Genomic DNA, 23255 nt, shown 5'->3' with positions numbered 1-23255 from the left:
TTTTGGGTAAGACTGAGCCTACCTGAGCGGCGTCTTTACCGCCTTGTCGCTGTCATAGTCTGCAGCAATGCGCATCTCGCGAAGCGGCCGCACGGTTTCAGTCGATTTATGATAGATCGGATGCGCCTTGTAGGCTGCCAGCGCCGCCTCGTTTTCGAACTCGCCGTAGACGACGAAGTCGACTTCCCGGTCCCACTGGTCGGTTTTTACATTCGTGCCGATTTCCAGAAGCGATGCATGCGGGTTTGCGGTCAGCATTGAAAGCCCTGCCCGGACATCCTCGAGATTTTCGGACGTGGCCGTGAAAAACACGATATGGCGTATCATCGAAACTCCGCAGCACCTCATTCAGACAAGCTGCCTGCTAACACGCGTCCCCGCCCGCATCAATGCGCCTCGGCAAAGCCAGCCGGAATGCCTTGGCGTATCCGGCCACAAGTTCCGCCCGGTCCGTTCCGTTGACGATCTTTCGCGCATCGGTCCAGTCTCTCCTGCCGTCAGCGAAATAATCGCCGAGCCTGCGGCCGGTAAACGAGCCCTCGAGCATGCCACTGACAAGGATCGCGACCGCAACGCCCATCTCCATCGCACGCCCAGGCTCGGAAACGAGATCGATCCCGGTCAGTGCCGACATCGCCTCGTAATTTCTCCGATGTGTCAGTTGCACGAAGCCGCGGCCAAGCCAGGTCCTGCCCTCGGCATCCGGCCGCCAATAGGGTGTCTTCACCGCGGGAAGCCGACCCGCCTTGAAGGCTTTTTCCAGCCGGGCAATCGCTTCCTCATCATTGAGCGCCAGCGTCTCGCGCACCGGCTGCATCGTCGCCGCCGTCTCATGGAAGGCTGTCGCCAGCACATAGGCCAGCGCATCGTCGCCACCTGCAGACTTTCGAACGGCCACGCTCAGTTTCGTCCATCCGTCGAGAATCGTATTGAGCCCGTTAACCTCGCGCTGCTTCAGACACCCGGAAAACAGGCTCTTGCGCACCTCGTCGAAGAAAATGCGACGTTCCGCCGCATTGTTAAGCTTACCCATTTACCGCTCGCCTTCACCGTGTTGCGACTTTCAATCGGTTTAAGAAAACTAAATCGTTTTAACGACTTAAAGGCTAATTTACTTTTGTCTCGAGCTATGGAACCAATATGGCCATGCGACGTTATGTCGACGCTTTTCCATGATGGTGCAGCGCAACAAAAAAGGAGATCATGATGATGCCGCAGCCCGCTCAGGCAGCCCCTTCGAAACCGATCCCGCAGGAAGTTCTGGATCGCATGGAATCCGAATGGAAGCAGATGCAGGAAAACAATTCCCGCCAGCCGAACCAGCGCTGAGCCATATAACCCATCCGGATATCGCCGATGTCCGGATGGCGTAACTACGTGGCACCGGTCCTTATGGGAACGGTGCTTTTGTTTGGTGCAAGCATGCTGGTCAGGGTGGCCATAGATCCATCCTGCGCTCCGCGACAAGCCGAGCATTCACGCCGAATGCAGCAATCCGAACAAACTCTCTTGCGGCTGTCATCACTGCCGCGAAACCAACAATGCCTGTTCTATCGCGAGCGCGCCGCGCTCATTGCCGAACAGATAAGACCCGGCGATCGGTGTTTCGGGCCGGGCCGCAACGGTGAAGCGCTGAGAAGGCAGACCGAGGCTCGGCTTTACAAGGACCTTGCCGAAAGCTGCACGCTCTAGGGTTAAAACCCCTATCCTGATTGAGTTTTGACCCTAAAGCGCATTGCATCATATCCCCCGTACCCGCGGTTCGCCCTGCCCTTCCAGAACCAGCGCCGTCAGCGCCCAGACCAGCGCATCCAGCCTGTCAGGTGAACGCCCCGATGACAGCCCATCGGGACCAAAATCACACATCTGGTCCTCCAGTTCGATAAACCGTCCTGCATGCGCCACCCTTCCCTGTTCGTAGAGCGCCGCCACCGGCTCGGCCCGCAGAAACTTTCCCCGCGTCGCCCTGACCATGGTGATCGGCAGCGCCACGTCGACACTTCGGAGCATCGCCGTCACCATCTCACCGCCCTGGTTGACCTCGGCGACGATCCTGTCGGCGGCAAAGCGCCGATAGGCCCTCACGACAGACTGCGCCCACTGGGCAGGCGTTGCGCCCTCAACGGAACAATCCGCCAGCACAACGGCCCGCCCCTCCGGCTCCAGCCCGGCCACGACGATGCCGCAACAGGAATTCTGTCCTATGCCTGCGGGCGGATCGACCGCAACGACGATCCGCCTTAAGGCCGGCATGACCCGGATCACGCAGGCCTCGATCTCCGAGCGGCGCCACAGCGCGTCCTCGCGGTCCTCGATCAGCTCGCCAGCCAGTTCCTGCCGGCCCAGCCTCGTGCCGCCATACCGGCGCTCCAGCGCCTCGATAAAACCCGGCGCCAGGTTTTGCCGGTTGTCGCCGGTGGCAATCTTAACCAGCCGCGTCGAAGGATCGGCGATCAGCCGCTTCAATACCGGCACCGGCCGCGGCGTCGTCGTCACCAGCTGCCGCGGATCGTTGCCCAGCCGCAGGCCGAACTGCAGCATGTCGAAAGTCTCTTCGGCATGTTTCCATTTCCCGATCTCGTCGCACCACGCATAATGAAACTGCGGCCCGCGCAGCGCCTCCGGGTCCTCGGAGGAAAATATCTGCGCCACCGCCCCGTTCGGCCAGACAAGCCGGCGCCGCGAGATTTCAAAGTCCGGAGACTTGTCGCGCGCAATCCGGCAGATACCGGATACGCCGTCGATCATCACCTCGCGGGCGTCACCCAGCGTTTCCGCCACCAGCGCGATCCTCAGATCGGACCGCTCCCCGGCAGAAGCCAGCTTATGCACCCATTCGGCCCCGGCCCGCGTCTTGCCCGATCCGCGTCCGCCCATGACCAGCCACGTGCGCCAGTCACCTGCGGGCGGCCTCTGTTCCGGTCGACCGTTGACGTCCCAGTCCCGTTCATAGCGAGAGACGAACCGTGCCGGTACGACAAGCCCCTCCACCTCGACGACCGCGGAAGGTTGCGTCGCCGCTGTCGAAGATGCTTCAGCCGTTTCTATTTCATGCGCATGGCTTGCCCCTCGCGCCAATATGTTTTCCGCGCTGGTGACCGCCATGCATTCACTCTCATGCTGCTCGTCGATACCCTGCATGCCTGCCTGATGTTGGGCAGCGATACGACTTTTCTGCTTGGCGAGACGCCTCGCGTCGGATGCCCGTGCACGACGCTCAGCCCGTGCCCGATGGCGGATCGGTGCCCGCTCGTCGAGGCTCGGCATCAGAGGCAGCGCCGTTTCGGATCCAGGTAGCAAGAAGACTTTTGGCCCGTTCATCCGCCTTGTCCGCTATCAGCCGCTGAAGGCGGTCTTTCGCCTCTCCATAGCCGCCCTCATCGGCCACGCGCTCGGCCTCGATCTCGCGATCCCGCGCCAGCTGCCTTTGAAGACTGTCGACCTTTTCGAGCGTGCGCACGATCAGGCTCATGGCGTCGGTCGCCGCCTTCACGTCGGCGCGCGCCAGCTTCTGCGCCGCCTCGTCGCCATCCGTCAGAGCGCCCGCCGCGCTCTCGCGCATCTTGCGGAAGGTGGAAAACTGCTCGCGCATCTCCACCGTCATGTCGTTTAATAGCTTGCGCAGTTCGTCGCTCGCAGAAACGCCGCCATCCGCCGACTTGATCTCCAGCGCAATCCGCACTTCATCCGCCAGCACGGCATCCTCCGTTGGCATCTCGTCGCCATAGGCCGGTCGATCCCGCCAGATGCCGAACAGGCCCGGATCGAAACTGTCGAATTCATCCATGGCAGGCTCCATGAAGCGCACAGGCAAATCGCCGCCAGCCTCTTCGGCTGCAGCGTTTCGTTCCCGTATCGCAATGTGGGATTAGAATGTTGCTCAAGACCTGGCGCGCTCAACTATAGGCGCGCACCCTTCGAAGCCCCCCGCCCTCAAGCGCAGTTCTTCGACTATGCCTGAACCCTATCAAAGCACCGTTACGCCGTCAAGGATTATTTTCCTATCTTGGTATTTTTCATAAATAGGCGGAGACGCTCTCTGCCCTGTCGTCTTAAGCCCTTGCGATCGTGGTGCAATCGCTCATAGTGGCCACCCATTCGTTTCGCCGGAGAATTCGATGCCGACCACACCGCCCGCCTTTACCTGCCTTTCCGCCTTCCCGCTGACGCCTGCTGACGAAGCCGGCCGCGTTGATACCGATGCCCTGCAGCGACTGCTTTCGCGCATTGTCGAAGCGAAGACGAATTCGATCGGTCTTCTCGGCAGCACCGGAACCTATATGTACCTCTCCCGCGAGGAACGCCGCCGGGCGGTGGGAGCCGCGGTCGAATGCGTTGGCGGCAAGCTCCCGCTGATCGTCGGCGTCGGCACTCTGCGCACCGACGATGCGGTGGCGCTTGCCCGCGATGCGGCAGCAGCCGGCGCCCACGCGCTGCTTCTTGCGCCGGTCTCATACACGCCGCTCACCGAGGAAGAGGCGTTTCGCCATTTCGAAGCGGTCGCCGCCGCAACCGATCTGCCGCTTTCGATCTACAACAACCCGTCAACCACGCATTTTTCTTTCAGCGAGGCACTGATCGGGCGCCTGGCTGGCCTTGCCAATGTCAGCGCGGTGAAAATGCCGCTGCCGAAGGGCGGCGATTTTTCAGGCGAGATCGCTCGATTGAGAGCCGCCACACCGGCCAATTTCGCCATTGGCTATAGCGGTGACTGGGAGTGCCCGCATGCACTGCTGGCCGGTGCGGATTGCTGGTACAGCGTCGTCGCCGGTCTGTTCCCCAAGCCCGCGCTGGCCCTGACCCGCGCGGCGATCAGCGGCAACGCGGAAGAAACGAAGCGGCTGGATACCTCCTTCCACCCTCTCTGGCAGCTGTTCAAGACGCATGGCAGCCTGCGCGTGGTCTATGCGGCCGCGAACCTCATGGGCATCACCAAAGCCCAGCCGCCGCGCCCCGTCCTGCCGCTGGGTTCGGAGGCCGTTCGGGATATCGAAGCAGCCATCTCACTTCTGAAGGACTAGGTCCCGCAGAAGGTTCGCGTCACCCTTTCTTCAGGTGTTGGCGGCGTCATGTAATCGGCAAATCCGGGACGCTCCTCATAGGGCTTTTCGAGTGCTGCGAGCAGTCGGGTGAAGAAGGAAAAGTCGCCATAATTGGCAGCCGAAATCGCCTCTTGAATGCGGTGGTTGCGCGGGATGATCGCCGGATTGACGGCCCGCATCGCGTCGGCACGGCCAGCGTCACCTTGAGGCTCCTGCGCCAGCCGATCGCGCCACAGTCCCAGCCATTCCGCAGCCTTGGAAGGATCGGCGAACTGGCTCAGGAACCGTTCGTCCAGCCCTTCTGCCGCATCCGCCAAACCACGGAAAACAAGCGTGAAATCCGCCTCTTGATCCTGCATTGCCGAAAGCAGCTGCTGTACCAGTTCTCCATCATCATCGGCTTCACTCGAAAGCCCGATCTTGGCCCTGAACACCTTGATCCATTCCGCCTGAAACCGCTCGCCGAACTCTCTCAGAACCTCGTTCGACGCGTCGACTGCCCTGTCCTGATCCGCGTCGATTACCGGCAGCAGGCATTCCGCCAGTCTGGCGATATTCCACTGGCCGATACCCGGCTGGTTGCGATAGGCGTAACGGCCGCCATGATCGATCGAGGAGAACACCTTCATCTGATGATATTCGTCGAGAAAGGCGCAAGGGCCGAAGTCGATCGTCTCCCCCGATATGGTCATGTTGTCGGTGTTCATCACCCCATGGACGAAACCGACGCCGAGCCAGCGCGCGATCAGCTCCGCCTGCCGGAATGCCACGGCCTGCAACAGTGCCGCATACGGGTTCTCGGCGGCCTTCAACTCGGGATAATGCCGGTCGATAACATAGTCGGCCAGTTCACTTATGCCATCCGTGTCGCCGCGCGCAGCAAAGAACTGGAAGGTACCGACCCGCACATGGCTTGCCGCGACACGAACGAAGACCGCACCCTGCTCCACCGTCTCGCGATAGACCTGCTCGCCGGTCGTCACCGCCGCCAGCGCCCGTGTCGCAGGAATGCCGAGCGCAGCCATGGCCTCGGAGACGATATATTCCCGCAGTACTGGTCCCAAAGCCGCACGGCCGTCGCCACGGCGTGAAAATGGCGTCGGGCCTGCGCCTTTAAGCTGGATATCGCGACGAATACCGCCTCGATCCACCACTTCGCCCAGCAGGATCGCACGGCCGTCGCCGAGCTGCGGCACGAAACTGCCGAACTGGTGGCCGGCATAAGCCATCGCAAGCGGCATCGCCCCTTGCGGCACCACGTTGCCGGAAAATGTCGCCGCCAGCCGATCCGGATCGGAAAGATCGGCCTCGACGCCAAGCTCTTTCGCCAAAGCCTCGTTGAACATGATCAGCTTCGGCCCCTCGACCGGCTCGGGATAAACCGAAGCGTAGAACCTGTCGGGCAGACGGGCATAGGAGTTGTCGAAGTGGAACAAGCATGTCTCCATCGGGCATATGGGCCTTTTCGCCCAATATGGGAAATAGCAGGCGAGGAACAAGCCGAAACATCTGTGCCTGTCCGGACCGAATGATAAAGCGCTCACACTATCTTATTGAGCACCCTTTCCTTTTCCGCATCGTCTCATAATTACAGTTTCGTGATCGGCGCAGGACGCGCCGCAAATTATGGAGACTGGGGCTATGGGTTTGTCGCTTCTGATCAGCATCCTGATCACTTTCCTCGTGATCGTGCTGGTACTTTATCTTGTCAACATGCTGCCGCTTGACGCAAAGGTCCGCCAGATCGTGCGGGTTGTCGTCATCATCATCGGCATCATTTCGCTTCTGAAATATCTGGCGGTGTTCTAGCCCTTCCCGACCGAACCACTTGCCCGGACGGATCACTTGGGTCCGCCCGGGCAATGGCGGCTTTCGCCTTGGGAGCCTGCTATCTCGAAATGTCAGGAATTCATGGATTTCAGATGGGTGACGACCTCCGCCTGACGCTTGTCATCGAGAATTTCCACCCGGTCGTGCCAGAAGCGTGATGCCTCCTCAGGTTCGTCTTCCCACTTTCGGGTGGTGACGAAATTATCGTCGAGCTTGGCAAGCCGCGTTCCGCCGAGCCTGCGATATTCCTCGGCCAGTTCCAGAGCCTGCGTCTTTTCTCCATGTGCCTCAACCATATGCATCCCTTTCCTTTGTGCCTCTGAAGGTTAGAACAGGAAGGTCGCCGTCCGGTTCCCGCGTGACGCGGGAGGAAATGCTAAAGGCAGGCTAGTTGGTCAGTCGGTTCACCGGCTTGATCGCGTTGTCGGCAATCGACTTGAACGATGCAACCAGGGCTTCCATCGTGTTGGGTTCGTAATAGTTGCCAGCGGCAGAGGCGCAGTATTTCAACAGTTCCTGCCCTTTGGGCGGCGCCATGAAGGCGACGGTGTAGATCTTTATTCCCGCCGTCTTTGCGGCCGCGCATCCGTCACGTACGTTCTGGTCCAGCCTTTGGCTCCAGTCCACGCTATTGCCGGTCATATCACCATCGGTCATCAGGATCATGATGCGATCCGATGTCTTGTTGCCTTTCTTGGCCTGCTCGACGCTCTCGGTATCGGTGCCGTAGATGTTGCTCTTGATGTTGGAGGTCGCGGTGGTCACCGCCGCCGTCGCGTCCGTTCCACCAACCGGGTTAAGCGTCATGGCATTGACGTAGTTCCTTGCAGCCGTCGTTCCCCAGGCGACCGCCGACTGGCCCTTGATGCCGTTGGTATAGGAGATCGTGCCGGTGCGGACGAAGCGGGTCTTGGGATCGGATTTGTCGAGGGCGTCAAACATCGTGGCTGCAGCCTGTTTCAGCGCTTCCACCTTGGTCACATAAACAGTCTGCTGGCCGATACAGATGCCGAGCAGGTTGATGACGCATTTCGTGCCCTTCACCGTCGTCGTGTTCTCCGCCATCGAAGCCGATTCATCGAGCAGGATTTCCATCGATATGCCGTTGCTTGCCGCAGCCGCTCCGTCAGCACCAGTACCGCTTCCGGTGCCCGATATCGTGTTGCTCGAGGCATTTACGGGATAGGTTCGCCCGGCGAAAAAACTGGTAAGCGGCGTCAGCGGAATATCGGCAGAGGAGGTTACCGAGACCGAATAGCTCTTGGCCCCCGTCGATGCATCCGTGTTGGTGACGATTACCACCGTCGTCGCGTTCTTGATCGTCGCGGTGTCGGTGGTGTTCATATAATTGGCTAACTGGCCCGCCAGAAAGTCCTTGCCGAGCTTCTGGCCGGCCGCGGTATCGGAACCGTTGGCCATGGCACCTGAAACGGCAAGGGCTGCGGCATCCGTCGCCTCCTGCAACTGGCGTTTCGAAACCATCAGATTGGCGGTGTCGACCGCCAGCCCGGCGCCTCCCAGCAACATGGGCAGGATGAGCGCAGTCATCATCCCGAAGTTGCCAGCCGGGTCGGAAACGATGCTGTGATTGGCTCTATCGAATATTAGCATGACGGCATTTAACGCAAAGAAGCGTTATTCGTGTCGCCATACATTCAAACTTGCTTAATTAAAGATAATCGGAACTCAAGACGTTGTTCTGCAATGGGAATACCGGGCTCCCGGCCACCTCAGGTGAGATAGGGCGCAAGCTCAAGCAGTTGCTTTTCCTGCCTCACTCCGATCTTGTAGAGATAGATGAGATTGGCGGCCAGACGCCGTGGATCGCCCGCGTCCTCCCACCCTTCCGCCCGAAGCTGGCAATAGACACGCCGGATCATCAGGATATCTCCCGCAGCAATGACGCTTTCGGCCATCATGGCCGCCCTCCTCGAAAGCATGCTGAAACCGGCCCGGCTCACAAGCTGACGCAGCTCAGGGCACCGGCATTAATGCTATAAAAAGGATTTTGTATACTGAACTTGACACTTTCAGCCCGCAAAACAATAAGAATTTATATTATTAATGAAGCGGGTATATTATGCAACAGACACTGCATGCCAACAACATTGGTTTTCTTCGACTGCTGTTTGCTTCTCTCGTAATAGTCTCTCACGCGTCAGAGATCATCGACGGCAATAGATCCCGAGAAATATTGTCTGGCGCGCTTGGAGCGCGGACATTCGCGGAGCTTGCTGTGGACGGGTTCTTTCTTCTTAGCGGTTATCTGATCACTCAGAGTTACGACCGCTCCAGCAACCCAATTTCATTTCTGAAAAAACGCGCTTTGCGTATCTATCCGGGTTATCTGGTTGCGGTCTTTATTTGCCTGGCGCTTGCACCTTTGACAGGCGCTGCAATCGGTTATTACGGGATGGGTGATCTGTTTCGTCTCACCCTGGAAATCGTAACACTTCACGGCCCCTCGCAACCCGGCTTCATAGGATTACCCTATGAAATCCTGAACGGTTCGCTTTGGACGATCTCTTACGAATTCCGTTGCTACATATTCGCCTTGCTCGTCGGCCTCGTCGGTCTGAGCCGAAAACGCTTTGCCTTTGCTGCGATATCGGCGGCACTGCTTCTCATGACGATGATGCCTTTGGATATCCAGATCCCGAACAGGATCGCATTTTTCACCGGTTATTATTCCGAAAGCGTTCGTCTGTTTGCAAACTTCTCTGTCGGCGCGTGCTTCTATCTGTTCCGCCGGGAAATTCCGTTCACCAATACCCTTGCCATTGCCAGCACCACCGCTCTGGTCGTGATGATGTTCCTTGAACAATTCGAAATCGCATCCTTCGCCGTCTTTGGCGGCTATCTGATCTTCTGGTTCTCCTTTGCAGTAAAATCAGAGGCGATATCGCGGATAAACGCTGACGACGACGTTTCCTACGGAGTGTATCTATATGGCTGGCCGATTTCGGGCACCCTTCTCTATTTCGTTGGTGTCCAATCGCCAGCGATGATGATCGCGCTGAGCCTGCCCTTGGCCTATATGGCTGGTTATTTCAGCTGGATCCTCGTGGAACGGCCATTCCTCCGCAGGTCACCGAAAACGATAAAGACGTGATCGCCTCATCCATCCAGAAGCACGATGGTTGCACTGGGAGGATACTCAGAACCAAGTAATGGCGAGGGTGGCACTTTGTGTGAAACGCCCCCTTGAGGATGCCGAATAGATTAGGCCCGCGGCTCATCAGCCCTCATGCCGTATCCTGCCGCATGGGCAGGATACGGTCGATATTCGTCATTTGGAGGTTTGCGCCCGGCCGTGTCTCCGAGCGGTCTTCCGTCTATCGGCTATCCTTGAGCCGCCACGATCGCGTCCGCCATGATCTCGACGCCGCGGTCGATCTCGGCGTCCGAAACGGTTAGCGCCGGAGCGATGCGGAAGACGCCGCCCATGCCGGGCAGCTTGACGATGTTCATAGAAAGGCCACGAACCATCGCTTCTTCCATGATCTTCGCGCCAAGCTCGAAACCGGGCGCCTTGGTGTGGCGGTCGGTCACCACTTCCAGCCCGAGCAGAAGACCGCGGCCGCGCACGTCGCCGATGCATTCGAAACGCTGCTGAAGCGCCAACAGCCCGTCCTTCAGGCGTTTGCCGCGCGTTATCGCCTGCTGGACCAGATTGTCACGTGCCATCACATCCAGCACGGTCACACCGACAGCAGCCGGCAGCGGGTCCGATACGTGGGTCGTGTAGAAGAGGAACCCCTTCTCGAATGCTTTCTGCTCCACTTCCGCGCTTGTCATGACAGCGGCAAGCGGAAGGCCGGCGCCGAGCGTCTTCGACAGCGTCATGATATCGGGCGTCACGCCGTCACGCTGGAAGGCGAACATGTTGCCGGTGCGGCCGACGCCGGTCTGTGCCTCGTCGAGGATAAGCAGCATGCCGCGCTCCTCGCACTTCTTCTTCAAGGCCGCGAGATAACCGAGCGGCAGTTCGAGAATTCCGCCGGAAGACAGGATCGGTTCGGCGATGAAGGCGGCGAGATTGCCGGTCGACTGATTGTCGATCAGATGGAACGCATCGTCTAGCTCGGCCTGCCAGTCGTTCGATCCGTCCGGGTTCCTGAAGCGCGGGCGATAGGCATTCGGTGCCGGGATGACGAAGGAGCCGGCCGAGACCGGACCATATCCCTTGCGACCTGCACTGTAGGTGGCGGAAGCCGCAGCTCCGGTCATGCCATGCCAGCTCTGGGCGAAGGCAACGATTTCGTGCCCGCCGGTCACGAGCTTCGCCATGCGGATGGCCGCCTCGTTGGATTCGGCACCCGTTGTCAGCAACTGGACACGGTCGAGGCCCGGGGCGAGCGCGGCGAGCCTTGCAGCCAGCTCCACCACCGGACGTGACAGCATGCCGGAGAACAGATGCGCGACCGAGGCCATCTGGCGGTTTACCGTCGCCACGATATCCGGGTGGGTGTGGCCGAGCACGGCGCTCATCTGGCCGGAGGTGAAGTCGAGAATCGCGCGGCCATCGGCATCGTAGACGAAGCTGCCCTCAGCGCGTTCGATGATGACGTCCTCGAAGGCCGGCCCGTAACGGGTCAGGTGCTTGTCGGCATCGGCCCAGAAGGCCGGATCGTCATTGCGCGACGTGAGGTTTCTGGCGGCGTTTTCCATGACGGTTCCCCATTGTGATTGATTGGCCGGGAGGGTAACAAGCCACTGGCACCTCAGTCCAATTGATAGTATTTTAATCCGATATCCATTTTCCTGATATTGCCATGCTTGATCTCGCGCTTCTGAAAAACTTCGTCGTCGTTGCCCGCACGGGTTCGATCAGCCTTGCCTCCAACCAAGTCGGGCGCACCCAATCCGCACTCAGCATGCAGATGCAGCGGCTGGAGGCCGAGGTCGGTCAGCCGCTTCTGCAGCGCACCGGCGCCGGCATGCGGTTGACTGCGGCAGGCGAGAGACTGCTGGCCCATGCCGAACAGCTGATCGCGCGGCATGACGAGATCCTGGCAGATATGGGCGGGCTGGCGCTGAAGGGGGCGGTCAGCCTCGGATGTCCGGAGGATTATTCGATCGCTTTCCTGCCGGAGCTGCTGAAACGCTTTTGCGCTGCCAATCCGCAAGTGGAGCTGAGGCTTGTCTGCGCTCCGACGATCGGGCTTCGGCCGCTCATCCAGCGCCGGCAGATCGACATGGCGCTGGTATCGCTGCCCGATGCGGATGATGCCGCGGTGATCCGGCAGGAGCGCTTCGTCTGGGTGGCGGACAGGCCGGATACGCAGCTGCTGTCCAACGAGATCCTGCCGCTGGCGCTATCGGCACCGACAACACTCGATTACCGCGCCGCCTGTGACGCGATGGAGGCCGTCAACCGCCGTTATCGAGTAGCGTTTGCCAGCGACAGTCTTGCTGGGCTGATCGCGATTACTCGCGCAGGCCATGCGGTCAGCGTACTGACAAAAACGGCGGTGCCGCCTGACCTTCACATCATCGAGCATGGGCTGCCGCGTCTGCCGACGATCGGTATAGCGCTTGAGTTTTCCGAAAGCCGCCCGTCCTCCGCTGCCGCGATGCTGGGAGAGCATATCCGCCGTCACCTGCCATCGCTCAGGGATCCTGCGGCGACGGTGCGGGGTCTTTGATCTTTCACCCCACTCGCGCCGCCGTATCGAGGCTGATCTGGTTGCGACCGCGCATCTTGGCGGCGTAGAGCGCGAGGTCGGCACGGCGATAGAGGTCGTCAGCCTTCTCGTTTCTTTCGGCGCAGGCGATGCCGGCGGAGAACGTGTAGCGAAAACTGACCTGATCCGGCAGAGGCCGAGACAGCCTGACTGCCTCAAGCATGCGCCCGACGATCACCTCGGCATTTTCCGCGGTGGTATTGGGAAGGATGAGAACGAACTCCTCTCCGCCGACACGGCCGAGGACATCCGTCTTGCGGACGTAGCTCTGCAAGGTGGCGGCGAAATCCTTCAGCACCGCATCCCCGACCGAATGGCCGAAACGGTCGTTGATATATTTGAAATTGTCGATGTCGAGCACGGCGATACAGCCTACGGGCCCCCAATGCAGCCCGTTGACGTTACCCTCGTCACGCATAGCGAGAAGATCGTTGAGCTTTGCCATGACGAAACGGCGGCTCGGAATACCGGTCAGTTCGTCGGTATGGGAAGCCTTGATCGCGTCGTCGCGGTCCTGCCGCAAGGCACGCTCGTCGGGGCGGATTGAGGTGATGTCGCTCGCCACGCAGAGCATCCAGCCATCATCCTGCGTCGTCTCCGTCATCCACAACCAGCGGCCATCGTGGAGGTCCGTTTCGAAGGCGCGAAAACCTGCCTTGCCGCGCCGGGAGATGGTGGACGCCAGCCATGCCTCGAAATTTTCGACCTTGATGACGGTGCCGCGCCTTGCGTGGAAATTTCGACGCATCAACTCCGACCAGAGCGGATGTTCACCTTCTTCGATGAACCATGCCGCACGAAACGCACGGTTGGCATAACGCAGCCGATCCTGGTCGTCATAGAGCGCCACGCAGACGTCAGCGGCTTCCATCAGCCGGACGGCCTGCAACATCGTTTTGTCGTCGTCCAAGGCCTTCATGCCCTCAGGAATAGTGTAACTGGTCGGCATCGGTATATCCGATACCTATGAAAGATCGGTTATGGCGGGTTCAGCCCCTCATCTCTGCAATCTTTTGGATTATCGTCAGTTTCTGCGGGTCTGCCTAGGGCAGGATATGGCCATATTGCTTTCGCCAAATAACCATTCCGATAGGCAGCCCGGACAGTCACACAGCGACCCTTTCGGACATATGTCGCTTCTCGTTGATATAGATATCCGCAGTATTCAGAATTCGAATGAAGGCATAGCTGATATTCAGCGCGCCAACTCCCTGGCAACGTCACCGATCAACCCACGCAGCCAGCGATGCGCCGGGTCGTTGCGGTGGCGGACATGCCAGGCCATCTGGACGGGAAAGGTGCCGAGATCCACTGGCGGGGGAAGCACCTTCAGCCGCGGATCGAGCGCAATACGCCGGCAGATCAATGCCGGAAGCGTGGTGCAGTAATCAGTGACGGCGACAAGTTCCGGAATGGAGAGGAAATGCGTGACGGACACCGCCACCTCACGCTTCAGCCCCTGCCGCTCCAGAGACTGGAACAGGCCGGCACGCAACCGGCCGGGCGGCAGCATGTTGACATGTTTCAGCCGCTCATATTGCTCCTTGGAGATGCTGTCGCCGATATCGGGATGATCGGCACGGACAACGCAGGCAAGTCCATCCTCCATCAGATGCTGGACGACGAGATTATCCGGAGGATCGGTGAGCCTTCCCAGCACCATTGCCGTCGTGCCGGACATCACGCCCGTCTCGGCGATATCGCTGCCGAAGGCAGTGAGCCGCAGCCGGATGCCAGGCGCCACCTGGCGCAGCCGCTCGACGATGGCCGGCACCAGCACGAATTCCACATAATCGTTGGGTGCGATGGTGAACAGCCGCTCGGCAGTCAGCGGGTCAAAGTTCTGCTGGCCGAGTATGACATCATCCAGCTTCGCCAGCGCCTCCACAATCGCAGGGGCGATCTCTTCTGCGAGTTCCGTCGGCCGGATGCCATATCGCTCGCGTACGAAAAGCGGATCGCGAAAGGTCTCGCGCAACCGGTTGAGCGTGTTGGACAGCGCCGGCTGGGTGATGCCGAGGCGTTCAGCGGCGCGGGTGACATTGCGCTCCTCCATCAGCACGACGAAGACCGGCAACAGGTTGAGGTCGTATCTCATTCAAACACAACGCCTATTCAGTTATAACGCATTGATTATGTCTGGAATAAATTAAATAAATTTCCGAAATGTGTCGAGATGGCGCATCGTCAGGCTGTCCAAAACGGACAACACAACTCGAAGGAGAGAGACGATGAGCAAGGGCAAGGTACTGGTCATCGGGTCCAATGCGACCCGGATCGAAACCAAAGACGGCCGCACGGGTGCGACCGGTCAATATCTCAACGAAACCGTGGTGCCGATGCTGGCATTGATCGATGCCGGTTACGAGGTCGTGCTGGCGACGCCGAACGGAGCGAAGCCGCATATGGACGAGGCATCCGACAGTGCGGAGCATTTCGGTGGCGATGTCGCGGCTTACGAAAAGGCCAAGGCCTTCTGGGCAAACGACACGTCGATGAACAGCGGCCTGACGCTGCGCGGCGCAATAGAACAGGGGCTCGACAATTTTGCGGCTATCTTCGTTCCCGGCGGCCAGGGCCCGGTTGTCGACCTGATGATCGACCCCGACATGGGCGAAATCGCAAGGCATTTCCACGAAAAGGGCAAGCCTTCCGCCTATCTGTGCCACGGCCCGATAGCGACTGTCGCCGCCATGCCGCATGCCCGCGAATTCCGCTCGGCACTGGTGGCAGGCGATGAGGCCAAGGCGCGCGAATGGGCCAAGGGCTGGCAATATGCGGGCTACAAGATGACAGTCTTTTCCGACACGGAAGAAAAGGTCGTCGAGGACTATGTTCTACACGCCAAACTCTATTTCAACATGATCGAGGCGCTGACGGCGGCAGGTGGTGATGTAAGCAAGACCAAGATCGATTTCGAACCGAATGTCGTCATCGACCGCGAACTGATCACCGGCCAGAACCCGCGTTCCGACCACCCGATCGCCGCAGCACTGATCGAGGCACTGGATCGCAGGCTGGCTGCGTGACAGTAAACATACTTGGCAGAAATACCCCTCTGGCCTGCCGGCTTTCCTGGGGCGACCGCCTGTCCCAATTAAGCCACGGCGGGTCGACCGGGTTAAGCCCTCCCCCTTGTGGGGAGGGTTGGGAGGGGACTTTTTAAACGCGCGACGGCTCACCCAAAGGAACACGCCATGAGCACCGAAACCAACAATGCCAAAATCATCGCCATACTCACCGCCCTGCCCGGCAAGGCCGCTGAATTACGGGCGCTGCTTGCCGACACCGCACCTTCCTGCCGTTCCGAGCCGGGCAATCTGCGCTGGGATGTCTGGCAGGACCGGGCGAACCCCGAACGCTTTATCCTCGATGAACTCTATATCGATGCGGATGCGGTTGAAGCGCATCGCGAGACGCCCCATTTCAAAAACTACGCCTCAAAGATCAACAGCCTGGCCGAGCGGTCCGCCTATGTGGTCACTCCCGTCAATCTCGGCTGACACCCCTGAAAAGAAGGATAGACCCCATGGCACTCAAGGATATTCTGCCGAGCAGGCTCGGTTTTGGCGCAGCCCCGCTCGGCAACATGTTTCGCGATATTCCCGAGGATGAGGCGCGCGCCACGGTGGAAGCCGCCTGGACCGACGGCATCCGTTATTACGATAACGCTCCCTTCTATGGCGCGGGCCTTGCCGAGATCCGCATGGGCGATGCGCTCAAGGACAAGCCGCGCGACCAGTATGTGATCTCGACCAAAGTCGGCCGCTACATTCTCGACGAGATCGAGGATGTCAGCGCCCGCGAGCAGGGCGAAAAGGCCGGCGTGTTCAGCCACGGTCTGCCGAACAAGGTGGTCAACGACTACAGCCATGACGGCACGTTGCGTTCGATCGAGCAGAGCCTGGAAAGACTGAAGACCGACCATATCGAGATCGCCTTCGTGCATGATCTGGCGCAGGATTTCTGGGGCGACCGGTGGCTGGAAAAGTTCGAGGAGGCCCGAAATGGTGCCTTCAAGGCACTCGACCGGTTGCGCAACGAAGGGGTGATCAAGGCCTGGGGACTTGGCGTCAACAAGGTCGAGCCAATCGAACTGGTGCTCGAACTGGACGAACCGAAGCCCGATGCCTTCCTGCTTGCCGGCCGTTACACGCTGCTCGACCATGACAAGGCCTTGCAGCGGGTGATGCCGATGGTGGCAGAGCGGGGCCTGGGTGTCGTCGTCGGCGGGCCTTATAGCTCGGGCGCTCTGGTTGGCGGACCGAATTTCGAATATGCGCCGATCAAGCCTGACATGGCTGCGAAGATCGCGAAGATCAAGGCGATTGCCGACCGCCATCAGGTGAGCATGAAGGCCGCCGGCCTGCAGTTCTCACTCGCCAACCCGGCCGTTGCCGCCGTCATTCCCGGGGCCAGCCAGCCCTCGCGCATCGCCGAGGACAGCGCGGCCTTGAAGGAGGCCATACCGGCCGATTTCTGGCAGGAATTGCGGGCGGAAAAGCTGGTGAACCCCGCGGCACCGCTGCCGGTCTGAGCCGCATAGCCTTGAAGTTCATGCCCCGGCAGGTCTCCGTTGGGGCATTCCTTATTCTCAGTTGGCCATGGTCGAGCGATGCGCCCAGCCGGTCATGCGGCGTTCGATCCACGCCATCAGCGAATACATGGCGATGCCTTCGACTGCGAGTGCGAGCAGACCGGCAAACACCAGCGGCACGTTGAACTGGCTCTGGGCCGAGGCCATCATGTTGCCGAGGCCGTAATTGGAGGCGACGGTTTCACTCAGGACCGAGCCGACGAAGGCAAGCGTGATAGCGATCTTCAGCGAGCCGAAGAAATAGGGCATCGAGCGCGGAATACCGACCTTCAGCATGATGTCCAGCTTCTTTGCTCCGAGTGCCCGCAGCACATCCTCCGTCTCCGGCTCGATCGTCGCCAGACCCGTCGCGACATTCACGACGATCGGGAAGAAGGAGATCAGGAAGGCGGTGATGACGGCAGGAATGGTGCCGATGCCGAACCAGATGACGAGGATCGGCACGACGGCGACCTTGGGGATGGCGTTGAAGCCGATCATGATCGGGTAAAGCCCGGCATAGATGGTCTTCGACCAGCCGATGAACAGACCGATCGCCAGACCGCCGACCACCGCCAGGCCGAAACCGAGCGTGGTGGTGAACAGCGTCTGGGCCGAGTTTTTCAGAAGCGGCGACCAGTATTGCACCACGGCCTGAAAGATGCGGCTCGGGGCAGGCAGGATGGTGACCGGCGTGCCGAGGCCGCGCACCAATAGTTCCCAGAAGAGAAACAGCCCAAGCGTGAAAAGCCACGGTGCCGCCTTGACCCAGTTGATGCGGGCGGGCTGTTTTGCGACGACCGCTGGAGGGTTGGAATTCTCTGTCGTGGTGGTCATGCTACCGCCCTCGCCTGCGCGATCTCGCCGTGCAGCTGGTGCACGAGGTCGTTGAACCTCGTCTCATACATGATCTCGAGATCACGCGGCCGCTCGAAGGGCACGCGATGCTCTTTCAGGATACGGCCCGGCCGCGCGCTCATGACGAAAATCTTGTCGGCAAGAAAGGCCGCTTCGCGCAGGTCATGGGTGACGAGCACAATGGTGACGCCCTGTGCCGCGTGAAGATCGCGGATGACGCACCACAGCTCCTCGCGGGTGAAGGCATCGAGCGCGCCGAAAGGCTCGTCAAGCATCAGGAGTTCCGGCTCGTGGATGAGGGCGCGGCACAGATTGGCGCGCTGCTGCATGCCGCCGGAAAGCTGCCAGGGGAATTTTTCGCCAAACCCCTTGAGGCCAACGAGTTCAAGCAGATGCTCGGCTTTCTCCACGTATTCCTTCTTGTTGGCGCGCAGACGGTGGCGGTGCCTTTCGACGATTTCGAGCGGCAGGAGGATGTTTTCCAGCGTCGTGCGCCAAGGCAGCATGGTGGGGTTCTGGAAGGCCATGCCGACGATCGAGACGGGTTGCGTCACATGCTGGCCGGCGACGATAACCGTGCCGACCTGCGGGATATGCAGGCCGGTGACGAGCTTCATCAGCGTGGACTTGCCGCAGCCGGACGGGCCGACAACGGCGGCGAAATCGCCTTTGTCGACGCGCATGGTGAGGCCGGAAACAGCAAGCGTGCCTTCCGCGCCGCCATAACGCATGTCGACATCATCGATGGAAACGAGGTGTGCCAATCAGAATTTCCTTGATCGAACAATCTTGTCGCGAAAACCCCTCCCGCCTGCCGGCCACCCTCCCCACAAGAGGGAGGGTTGAACACGCGGCACCACGACCGGCAAAATCAAGCGTAGAGGGTGCGGCCGGGTTAAGCCCCTCCCCCTTGTGGGGAGGGGGTTGGGGCGGGGACTTTCCTCTGTCCTTACGGCAGCATCCGCTCCGCCTTTGCCGGCAGGAAGCTGCCGTCGAAGACCTGCTCGGCCTTGACAGCGCCCTTGAGGCCCATCGAGATTTTGAGCGTATCGATCGAAGCGGAGAGCCTTGCCATGTCGACGCCGCCGAAACCGTTTTCAACGACGTAAGGCGTCTTGATGTTCATGGCGTTGGCCATGTTCAGGCGCTGGATCTCGATATCCGGGTTAAGCGTCTCGTTGCGCTTCAACACGGCATCGACGCCTTCCTTCGGGTTGGCGACAGCGGCGGCAAAGCCCTTGGCCAGCGCCTTCATGAAACCCTTCACGGCTTCCGGGTTTTCCTTGGCAAAATCGGTATTTACCAGGACCGAGTTGCCATAAAGATTCAAGCCGTGTTCGGCCATCAGGATGGTCGCGATATCGTCATCGGCGATGCCCTGAGCCTTCAGGTTGAGGATGACCGAGAAGGCGAAACCGAAGACGGCATCGACATCGCCCTTGGCCAGCATCGGCTCACGCACCGGGAAGCCGATCGACTCGATGGTGATCTTGCTGTCGTCGATTTTTGCCACCTGCTTGAAGGCCTTCCACTGGGCGAATGCGCCATCCGGCGGCGGTGCGCCGAGCTTCTTGCCTTCCAGCGACTTCGGATCGGTGGTGACGCCGAGCGACTTGCGGCCGACGACCGCGAAGGTCGGGCGCTCGTAGATCATCATCGCCGCCTTGACCTTCTGCGACGGATCCTCGTCGAGGAACTTGATCAGCGAGTTGATGTCGCCGAAACCCATCTGGTAGGTGCCGGTCGCGACGCGCGGGATCGCCTCCACCGAGCCATTGCCGGTGTCGATGGTGACGTTCAGACCCTCTTGCTTGAAATATCCCTTGTCCACGGCAAGCAGGAAGCCGGCGGCCGGGCCTTCGAATTTCCAGTCGAGCGTGAACTTGATGTTGGTTTCGGCAAAGGCCGCGCCGGAGAAACCGGTGCCCAAGGCCACCGTGGCCAGGGCGGCCAATTTAGTCAGATATCTACGAGTCAGCATCATGTTCCCCTGCTGGTTGTTATTGACCCATAGAAAACGACAAATCGCCAACCGCGCAAGTATCCCTGCACATTTTATCATCAATATTTCGCGTGCTTATTTTCAAATCACAATTCTGGAGACATTGGCTTTGAGCCAGCCGTTCCCGCAGCCTGGCGCGGAAAACACGCCCTATCATCAGCTGTCGGTTAACTGTGACGGAAAAGAATAAAAGCGGATTCTAAAATAGATTTGCCGAGCCGGGCATTTGGCCTATTTTCTCCAACTGGAGGACGAAGAATGCGCATAAAGCTGTTTCTGGTCTGCGTCGCGGTTTTGACCATAGCTTGGCTTACAGGCCTTTTTGCACTCGTATGGTCTCTGTTCTGAAGCCGGAAATTATCTTCTACGGCTTTTTTCCGCAAAAGACAGGACGACGACGGCACCGAAGTAGCCGACCTGCATGAAGACGAGAGAGGCGACACCAAAGCCGGCAGCCCACCACGCCCCATCGCCTGAAATCAGACTAGCGCAAGCAACAAAAGCAGACGCGAGCAGCATCTTCAGGAAACCGCAAGGCAGCTGAAGGTGACGAAAAAGCTTTTCCATGCGCCACTCCAAGAGTTAACCGGAAGTTAACCATACCTTATATTGCAGACAGGGCATACCCCATATGAGGGATATTGCTTCGAATCATCGAAGCACCGTTTATCCACCCGCACCGCCCGTTCGAGGCACAGCAACGCTCTATCGTTAAAGCCCGGATTAAGCGCATTCGGGCGATGGAGACGATCAACCCGCGCGAAGGAATACGCACATGGCGGAATCGCCGCCTTGCAGGGGGAATATAGGTCGATGCGGGACGGGAAGCGGCTTGAGACCGGAAACCCCAGGCCCCGCCACGCGTTTTCAGGACGCCTCGCCGCCGAGCCTTGCCAGCGCCTCGCCATCCAGCCGGTAGAACAGTTTTTCCGGTTTTGCGACGCCACCTATCTCATCATAAAATGCAAGAAGCCTGTCGTCCTGCGCGTCGGCGGTCCAGTCTATTCTGGACAACCCCCGCCGGCCGGCGAAGGCGGCGAGTTCCCGCATCAGGGCCCGCCCGACGCCGAGACCGCGAGACATTCTGCCGACATACAGCTCCTTGAGGAAAATGCCCGGTTTCAAGCCCGGCCCCGGATAGATCGCACTGAATGCACATAAGGCAATCACGCTTTCTTCCTGCTCGGCAACCAGAATTTCTGCCCCTTGCGGCCTCGCCTGCAGCCCGGCAATGATTTCCGCGCGCGCAGGACACGGCACCTCATAGTGAGCCTGCATCTCCTCCATCAATACCGCCAGCCGCGGCAGCGATGCATCATGTTCCTGCAAGAGGCGGATGCGGGCCGCAGCCCTGTTCGGATCATCTTGCGAAATGGACATGAAACGGCCTCTGGACGATATTTCCCATACCATTGGCAGCTATCCGTTACGGGCGACTTAAGGCAAGACGCTCGATATCCGCGCCACGTTGAAGCGTCTTCGGACGCCCGTGTCATCGGGTCCGTGGCACTGTTCTTCTTCGGCGGATTTTTCAAGGTCAGCGACTGGCGGATCAAGAAACGCCTGAACCGGATGGGCATATCGGGAAGCGTGAGGAGCGCGGCGCTCATCAAGGCACTCGACACTGGCTTTCGGCCGATCAACTGACCCTGATCGACCTGACTGCGCCTATTTCAGACCGAAAGCCCAGCGGGCGGTTCTGCATTCGGGATCTCCGGGGGCGCAAGCACGGCATACATCGGGACGAACCTCGTAGACCAGACATGAGGTACTCTCACCGACACGGCCGGACAGCGCCGAACATCGCTGATCCTCACACCGCATGCCTCGCTGGTCCGCAGCAACGAACTGCGGCGGAACCAAGTCGAGAGCTTCATCGGTTTCCGTGGTGAAGCGCGGCCATTCGGACGAATAGGAACAGCAGGCACCACAGGCCTGGCAATCCGGAAGGTCAGCAGCGCCCTGATCGCCTGAAGACAGATCATCGTCAAGGGCGTAATCAAAATCCCGCCCCCCGCGCCCTGATGAGGCGCCGCCTGTCATCATTTGTGCTTCAGCAGCCACATCTTGCCCGCCATGGTTATTCCATGTGGGGTTTCGCCGGCCTCGGCATCGGGGTCAAGTCCTTTGAGAAGGCCGTAGCCCGTAAGCTGTTCGAGTGTGGCGGTCGTCGCGAACTTCACCTTCAGCGGCCGCTCCTTGAAGCGATCGGATTTTGCGTAGGTCTCGGTGGCGCCAAGATGGGTCCAGCGGTTCCCGCCCTGGGGGTGGAGGTCGCCGAGTTTTGCGAGCTTCAATCCCCTGATCTGGGTTGGCGTCAATTCAATGGTCAGCGCAGCAGTTGTCGTGCTGTTCATGTCTTTGTTCTTTCTCTTCGCAACAGGCGTCAATGCCGCTCACTGCCGCTTTCAAGCAGGTCCGTTTCGAAATCGCTCAGGTTTTCCTGACGGACACATCGGCCGCGTTTTGCGCCTCCATGGCGAGACGCGCTTCGCGCAACCGGGACGTCTTTTCCTGACGCGCCTTAGTAACGGCATCGACCTCATCGCGGGCACGGTCGCCGGCAGCACTTGAGGCCTGTGTCTTGTCGAATGCCTTTTCGGCAACCTGTCGCGCTTTGCTGTGTTGCTCGGTCATTGTCTTCCTCGGTTTGTGCGCGCCGGCGCTTCGATCAGAAGTCCGGACTTTCGCAAAGCAGGATGTGCAGACCTGAAACTGCTACAGCGCCATTTGAGCACCATCGACAGCGTGATCCGCTCTTCAACGGCAATAAAAAAAGGCCAGGCGGCTGCCTGACCTCCTGTGGTCCCATGCTTTCGACAGTGCCAGTACATCCGTGGTCACACGAAAGCGGATACCAATTCAGACAGCCTGAAGGTTGCAGGCCGACATCTTGCCAGACTTGCGGTCGCGCTCCAGATCGAAGGAGACCTTCTGGCCTTCTACGAGTTCACGCATACCCGAACGCTCGACAGCGGAGATATGGACGAATGCGTCAGCTTCGCCGTTGTCAGGCTGGATGAAGCCGAAGCCCTTGGTGGAATTGAACCATTTAACTGTGCCAGTGGTCATGATGAACCCTTTCATAGCAACATAGAGGGACCGCTGCGCAAAAGCGCCGCGGATGATGATAACGATGCTTTAAAGGGAGTGTCGTTCAATACGCGGTGCCACTCGCGCAGTAACCAAATCTCGGCAAGAAAAATATCGATATACCTCAGATAGTACACCGAACGCCCAAAGTCAAACTCCAGTCTTCG

The 23255-nt window shown here is 59.5% G+C and carries 29 protein-coding genes; 9 read left to right on the top strand and 20 right to left on the bottom strand.

Annotation, left to right across the window (positions count from 1 at the left end; translation table 11 throughout):
- Window positions 1-18 precede the first annotated feature (18 nt).
- A complete protein-coding gene (locus ACI3K0_RS07740) occupies window positions 19-327 on the bottom strand; it encodes a Dabb family protein (RefSeq protein ID WP_183822624.1) in 309 nt (102 codons plus the stop codon).
- A 37-nt stretch (window positions 328-364) separates the two neighbouring features.
- Window positions 365-1033 carry a hypothetical protein gene (locus ACI3K0_RS07735; RefSeq protein ID WP_183822626.1) on the bottom strand — a complete coding sequence of 223 codons (669 nt, stop codon included), beginning with the start codon at window positions 1031-1033 and terminating at the stop codon, window positions 365-367.
- A 173-nt stretch (window positions 1034-1206) separates the two neighbouring features.
- On the opposite strand from ACI3K0_RS07735, the gene ACI3K0_RS07730 reads away from it, so the two are divergent.
- Window positions 1207-1329: a hypothetical protein gene (locus tag ACI3K0_RS07730; protein ID WP_281422902.1), complete on the top strand. Its 123-nt coding sequence runs from the start codon at window positions 1207-1209 to the stop codon at window positions 1327-1329.
- A 27-nt stretch (window positions 1330-1356) separates the two neighbouring features.
- The gene (locus ACI3K0_RS07725) at window positions 1357-1692 is read left to right on the top strand and encodes a hypothetical protein (protein ID WP_404945215.1); all 336 of its coding nucleotides are present in this window, start codon (window positions 1357-1359) and stop codon (window positions 1690-1692) included.
- A gap of 48 nt (window positions 1693-1740) precedes the next feature.
- On the opposite strand, the gene ACI3K0_RS07720 is transcribed toward ACI3K0_RS07725, so the two are convergent.
- Both ACI3K0_RS07720 and ACI3K0_RS07715 read right to left on the bottom strand, forming a co-directional pair.
- Window positions 1741-3267, bottom strand: a complete 1527-nt coding sequence (locus ACI3K0_RS07720; RefSeq protein ID WP_404945214.1) for a DNA-packaging protein — start codon at window positions 3265-3267, stop codon at window positions 1741-1743.
- On the bottom strand, window positions 3218-3787 hold the full coding sequence (locus ACI3K0_RS07715; RefSeq protein WP_404945213.1) for a hypothetical protein: 570 nt from the start codon (window positions 3785-3787) through the stop codon (window positions 3218-3220). The genes ACI3K0_RS07720 and ACI3K0_RS07715 overlap by 50 nt, the downstream gene beginning before the upstream one ends.
- Before the next feature lie 331 nt (window positions 3788-4118).
- Here ACI3K0_RS07715 and ACI3K0_RS07710 point away from each other — a divergent pair, with 331 nt between their 5' ends.
- Window positions 4119-5021, top strand: coding sequence for a dihydrodipicolinate synthase family protein (locus ACI3K0_RS07710; protein WP_404945212.1), 903 nt, complete (start codon window positions 4119-4121; stop codon window positions 5019-5021).
- Here ACI3K0_RS07710 and ACI3K0_RS07705 read toward each other — a convergent pair.
- The gene (locus ACI3K0_RS07705) at window positions 5018-6490 is read right to left on the bottom strand and encodes a protein adenylyltransferase SelO (RefSeq protein ID WP_404945211.1); all 1473 of its coding nucleotides are present in this window, start codon (window positions 6488-6490) and stop codon (window positions 5018-5020) included. The genes ACI3K0_RS07710 and ACI3K0_RS07705 overlap by 4 nt on opposite strands.
- Window positions 6491-6683: 193 nt before the next feature.
- Here ACI3K0_RS07705 and ACI3K0_RS07700 point away from each other — a divergent pair, with 193 nt between their 5' ends.
- Window positions 6684-6851, top strand: a complete 168-nt coding sequence (locus tag ACI3K0_RS07700; protein ID WP_162713894.1) for a Thivi_2564 family membrane protein — start codon at window positions 6684-6686, stop codon at window positions 6849-6851.
- Window positions 6852-6943: 92 nt separating this feature from the next.
- Here ACI3K0_RS07700 and ACI3K0_RS07695 read toward each other — a convergent pair whose 3' ends face one another.
- The 3 genes from ACI3K0_RS07695 to ACI3K0_RS07685 all read right to left on the bottom strand — a co-directional run bounded on the left by ACI3K0_RS07695 (window position 6944) and on the right by ACI3K0_RS07685 (window position 8791).
- Entirely contained in the window at window positions 6944-7168 is a 225-nt protein-coding gene (locus ACI3K0_RS07695) for a hypothetical protein (protein WP_148145562.1), read from the bottom strand.
- Window positions 7169-7259: 91 nt separating this feature from the next.
- On the bottom strand, window positions 7260-8423 hold the full coding sequence (locus ACI3K0_RS07690) for a pilus assembly protein TadG-related protein (RefSeq protein WP_404945210.1): 1164 nt from the start codon (window positions 8421-8423) through the stop codon (window positions 7260-7262).
- A 179-nt stretch (window positions 8424-8602) separates the two neighbouring features.
- Entirely contained in the window at window positions 8603-8791 is a 189-nt protein-coding gene (locus ACI3K0_RS07685) for a hypothetical protein (protein WP_404945209.1), read from the bottom strand.
- Between the two features lie 161 nt (window positions 8792-8952).
- Here ACI3K0_RS07685 and ACI3K0_RS07680 point away from each other — a divergent pair, with 161 nt between their 5' ends.
- Window positions 8953-9984: an acyltransferase family protein gene (locus ACI3K0_RS07680; protein ID WP_404945208.1), complete on the top strand. Its 1032-nt coding sequence runs from the start codon at window positions 8953-8955 to the stop codon at window positions 9982-9984.
- Between the two features lie 230 nt (window positions 9985-10214).
- Here ACI3K0_RS07680 and ACI3K0_RS07675 read toward each other — a convergent pair whose 3' ends face one another.
- On the bottom strand, window positions 10215-11543 hold the full coding sequence (locus ACI3K0_RS07675) for an aspartate aminotransferase family protein (protein ID WP_148145566.1): 1329 nt from the start codon (window positions 11541-11543) through the stop codon (window positions 10215-10217).
- Between the two features lie 104 nt (window positions 11544-11647).
- Here ACI3K0_RS07675 and ACI3K0_RS07670 point away from each other — a divergent pair, with 104 nt between their 5' ends.
- Complete coding sequence (locus ACI3K0_RS07670; protein WP_183822642.1) at window positions 11648-12520, top strand: LysR family transcriptional regulator; 873 nt, start codon at window positions 11648-11650, stop codon at window positions 12518-12520.
- Window positions 12521-12524: 4 nt separating this feature from the next.
- On the opposite strand, the gene ACI3K0_RS07665 is transcribed toward ACI3K0_RS07670, so the two are convergent.
- Window positions 12525-13508, bottom strand: a complete 984-nt coding sequence (locus ACI3K0_RS07665; RefSeq protein WP_404945207.1) for a GGDEF domain-containing protein — start codon at window positions 13506-13508, stop codon at window positions 12525-12527.
- Between the two features lie 246 nt (window positions 13509-13754).
- Window positions 13755-14657 (bottom strand): LysR substrate-binding domain-containing protein, encoded by a 903-nt coding sequence (locus ACI3K0_RS07660; RefSeq protein WP_404945206.1) that lies wholly within the window; start codon window positions 14655-14657, stop codon window positions 13755-13757.
- 133 nt (window positions 14658-14790) lie between these two features.
- On the opposite strand from ACI3K0_RS07660, the gene ACI3K0_RS07655 reads away from it, so the two are divergent.
- The 3 genes from ACI3K0_RS07655 (at window position 14791) to ACI3K0_RS07645 (ending at window position 17096) form a co-directional block, all read left to right on the top strand.
- Window positions 14791-15588: a type 1 glutamine amidotransferase domain-containing protein gene (locus tag ACI3K0_RS07655; RefSeq protein WP_148145569.1), complete on the top strand. Its 798-nt coding sequence runs from the start codon at window positions 14791-14793 to the stop codon at window positions 15586-15588.
- A gap of 168 nt (window positions 15589-15756) precedes the next feature.
- Window positions 15757-16062 (top strand): putative quinol monooxygenase, encoded by a 306-nt coding sequence (locus ACI3K0_RS07650; RefSeq protein WP_404945205.1) that lies wholly within the window; start codon window positions 15757-15759, stop codon window positions 16060-16062.
- Between the two features lie 26 nt (window positions 16063-16088).
- Window positions 16089-17096, top strand: a complete 1008-nt coding sequence (locus ACI3K0_RS07645) for an aldo/keto reductase (RefSeq protein WP_404945204.1) — start codon at window positions 16089-16091, stop codon at window positions 17094-17096.
- A 57-nt stretch (window positions 17097-17153) separates the two neighbouring features.
- Here the strand turns inward: ACI3K0_RS07645 and ACI3K0_RS07640 are convergent, their stop codons facing one another.
- From ACI3K0_RS07640 to ACI3K0_RS07600, 9 genes are all read right to left on the bottom strand, one after another.
- Window positions 17154-17972: an ABC transporter permease gene (locus ACI3K0_RS07640; RefSeq protein ID WP_404945203.1), complete on the bottom strand. Its 819-nt coding sequence runs from the start codon at window positions 17970-17972 to the stop codon at window positions 17154-17156.
- Complete coding sequence (locus ACI3K0_RS07635) at window positions 17969-18757, bottom strand: ABC transporter ATP-binding protein (RefSeq protein ID WP_183684998.1); 789 nt, start codon at window positions 18755-18757, stop codon at window positions 17969-17971. Before ACI3K0_RS07635 ends, ACI3K0_RS07640 begins: the two co-directional genes overlap by 4 nt.
- Before the next feature lie 185 nt (window positions 18758-18942).
- On the bottom strand, window positions 18943-19977 hold the full coding sequence (locus ACI3K0_RS07630; RefSeq protein ID WP_404945202.1) for an ABC transporter substrate-binding protein: 1035 nt from the start codon (window positions 19975-19977) through the stop codon (window positions 18943-18945).
- Between the two features lie 375 nt (window positions 19978-20352).
- The gene (locus ACI3K0_RS07625; protein ID WP_404945201.1) at window positions 20353-20562 is read right to left on the bottom strand and encodes a hypothetical protein; all 210 of its coding nucleotides are present in this window, start codon (window positions 20560-20562) and stop codon (window positions 20353-20355) included.
- A 300-nt stretch (window positions 20563-20862) separates the two neighbouring features.
- Window positions 20863-21375, bottom strand: a complete 513-nt coding sequence (locus ACI3K0_RS07620) for a GNAT family N-acetyltransferase (RefSeq protein WP_404945200.1) — start codon at window positions 21373-21375, stop codon at window positions 20863-20865.
- Between the two features lie 288 nt (window positions 21376-21663).
- A complete protein-coding gene (locus ACI3K0_RS07615) occupies window positions 21664-21975 on the bottom strand; it encodes a YkgJ family cysteine cluster protein (protein ID WP_286194197.1) in 312 nt (103 codons plus the stop codon).
- A gap of 62 nt (window positions 21976-22037) precedes the next feature.
- Entirely contained in the window at window positions 22038-22352 is a 315-nt protein-coding gene (locus tag ACI3K0_RS07610) for a hypothetical protein (protein WP_404945199.1), read from the bottom strand.
- A gap of 76 nt (window positions 22353-22428) precedes the next feature.
- The gene (locus tag ACI3K0_RS07605) at window positions 22429-22632 is read right to left on the bottom strand and encodes a hypothetical protein (RefSeq protein WP_183822659.1); all 204 of its coding nucleotides are present in this window, start codon (window positions 22630-22632) and stop codon (window positions 22429-22431) included.
- Window positions 22633-22857: 225 nt separating this feature from the next.
- Entirely contained in the window at window positions 22858-23067 is a 210-nt protein-coding gene (locus ACI3K0_RS07600; RefSeq protein ID WP_148143885.1) for a cold-shock protein, read from the bottom strand.
- Window positions 23068-23255 lie beyond the last annotated feature (188 nt).

It is taken from the genome of Rhizobium sp. ZW T2_16, assembly GCF_044987325.1.
GTDB classification, from domain to species: Bacteria; Pseudomonadota; Alphaproteobacteria; order Rhizobiales; family Rhizobiaceae; genus Neorhizobium; species Neorhizobium cellulosilyticum.
The sequence above is the reverse complement of the archived record's forward strand: the minus strand, read 5'-3'. Positions and strand labels throughout refer to the sequence as shown.

What these genes read in the sequence shown, in the direction of transcription:
- ACI3K0_RS07740 (WP_183822624.1), bottom strand. Translation starts at nt 327, where the DNA reads ATGATACGCCATATCGTGTTTTTCACGGCCACGTCCGAAAATCTCGAG.
- ACI3K0_RS07735 (WP_183822626.1), bottom strand. Translation starts at nt 1,033, where the DNA reads ATGGGTAAGCTTAACAATGCGGCGGAACGTCGCATTTTCTTCGACGAG.
- ACI3K0_RS07730 (WP_281422902.1), top strand. Translation starts at nt 1,207, where the DNA reads ATGATGCCGCAGCCCGCTCAGGCAGCCCCTTCGAAACCGATCCCGCAG.
- ACI3K0_RS07725 (WP_404945215.1), top strand. Translation starts at nt 1,357, where the DNA reads ATGTCCGGATGGCGTAACTACGTGGCACCGGTCCTTATGGGAACGGTG.
- ACI3K0_RS07720 (WP_404945214.1), bottom strand. Translation starts at nt 3,267, where the DNA reads ATGCCGAGCCTCGACGAGCGGGCACCGATCCGCCATCGGGCACGGGCT.
- ACI3K0_RS07715 (WP_404945213.1), bottom strand. Translation starts at nt 3,787, where the DNA reads ATGGATGAATTCGACAGTTTCGATCCGGGCCTGTTCGGCATCTGGCGG.
- ACI3K0_RS07710 (WP_404945212.1), top strand. Translation starts at nt 4,119, where the DNA reads ATGCCGACCACACCGCCCGCCTTTACCTGCCTTTCCGCCTTCCCGCTG.
- ACI3K0_RS07705 (WP_404945211.1), bottom strand. Translation starts at nt 6,490, where the DNA reads ATGGAGACATGCTTGTTCCACTTCGACAACTCCTATGCCCGTCTGCCC.
- ACI3K0_RS07700 (WP_162713894.1), top strand. Translation starts at nt 6,684, where the DNA reads ATGGGTTTGTCGCTTCTGATCAGCATCCTGATCACTTTCCTCGTGATC.
- ACI3K0_RS07695 (WP_148145562.1), bottom strand. Translation starts at nt 7,168, where the DNA reads ATGGTTGAGGCACATGGAGAAAAGACGCAGGCTCTGGAACTGGCCGAG.
- ACI3K0_RS07690 (WP_404945210.1), bottom strand. Translation starts at nt 8,423, where the DNA reads ATGATGACTGCGCTCATCCTGCCCATGTTGCTGGGAGGCGCCGGGCTG.
- ACI3K0_RS07685 (WP_404945209.1), bottom strand. Translation starts at nt 8,791, where the DNA reads ATGATGGCCGAAAGCGTCATTGCTGCGGGAGATATCCTGATGATCCGG.
- ACI3K0_RS07680 (WP_404945208.1), top strand. Translation starts at nt 8,953, where the DNA reads ATGCAACAGACACTGCATGCCAACAACATTGGTTTTCTTCGACTGCTG.
- ACI3K0_RS07675 (WP_148145566.1), bottom strand. Translation starts at nt 11,543, where the DNA reads ATGGAAAACGCCGCCAGAAACCTCACGTCGCGCAATGACGATCCGGCC.
- ACI3K0_RS07670 (WP_183822642.1), top strand. Translation starts at nt 11,648, where the DNA reads ATGCTTGATCTCGCGCTTCTGAAAAACTTCGTCGTCGTTGCCCGCACG.
- ACI3K0_RS07665 (WP_404945207.1), bottom strand. Translation starts at nt 13,508, where the DNA reads ATGCCGACCAGTTACACTATTCCTGAGGGCATGAAGGCCTTGGACGAC.
- ACI3K0_RS07660 (WP_404945206.1), bottom strand. Translation starts at nt 14,657, where the DNA reads ATGAGATACGACCTCAACCTGTTGCCGGTCTTCGTCGTGCTGATGGAG.
- ACI3K0_RS07655 (WP_148145569.1), top strand. Translation starts at nt 14,791, where the DNA reads ATGAGCAAGGGCAAGGTACTGGTCATCGGGTCCAATGCGACCCGGATC.
- ACI3K0_RS07650 (WP_404945205.1), top strand. Translation starts at nt 15,757, where the DNA reads ATGAGCACCGAAACCAACAATGCCAAAATCATCGCCATACTCACCGCC.
- ACI3K0_RS07645 (WP_404945204.1), top strand. Translation starts at nt 16,089, where the DNA reads ATGGCACTCAAGGATATTCTGCCGAGCAGGCTCGGTTTTGGCGCAGCC.
- ACI3K0_RS07640 (WP_404945203.1), bottom strand. Translation starts at nt 17,972, where the DNA reads ATGACCACCACGACAGAGAATTCCAACCCTCCAGCGGTCGTCGCAAAA.
- ACI3K0_RS07630 (WP_404945202.1), bottom strand. Translation starts at nt 19,977, where the DNA reads ATGATGCTGACTCGTAGATATCTGACTAAATTGGCCGCCCTGGCCACG.
- ACI3K0_RS07625 (WP_404945201.1), bottom strand. Translation starts at nt 20,562, where the DNA reads ATGGAAAAGCTTTTTCGTCACCTTCAGCTGCCTTGCGGTTTCCTGAAG.
- ACI3K0_RS07620 (WP_404945200.1), bottom strand. Translation starts at nt 21,375, where the DNA reads ATGTCCATTTCGCAAGATGATCCGAACAGGGCTGCGGCCCGCATCCGC.
- ACI3K0_RS07610 (WP_404945199.1), bottom strand. Translation starts at nt 22,352, where the DNA reads ATGAACAGCACGACAACTGCTGCGCTGACCATTGAATTGACGCCAACC.
- ACI3K0_RS07605 (WP_183822659.1), bottom strand. Translation starts at nt 22,632, where the DNA reads ATGACCGAGCAACACAGCAAAGCGCGACAGGTTGCCGAAAAGGCATTC.
- ACI3K0_RS07600 (WP_148143885.1), bottom strand. Translation starts at nt 23,067, where the DNA reads ATGACCACTGGCACAGTTAAATGGTTCAATTCCACCAAGGGCTTCGGC.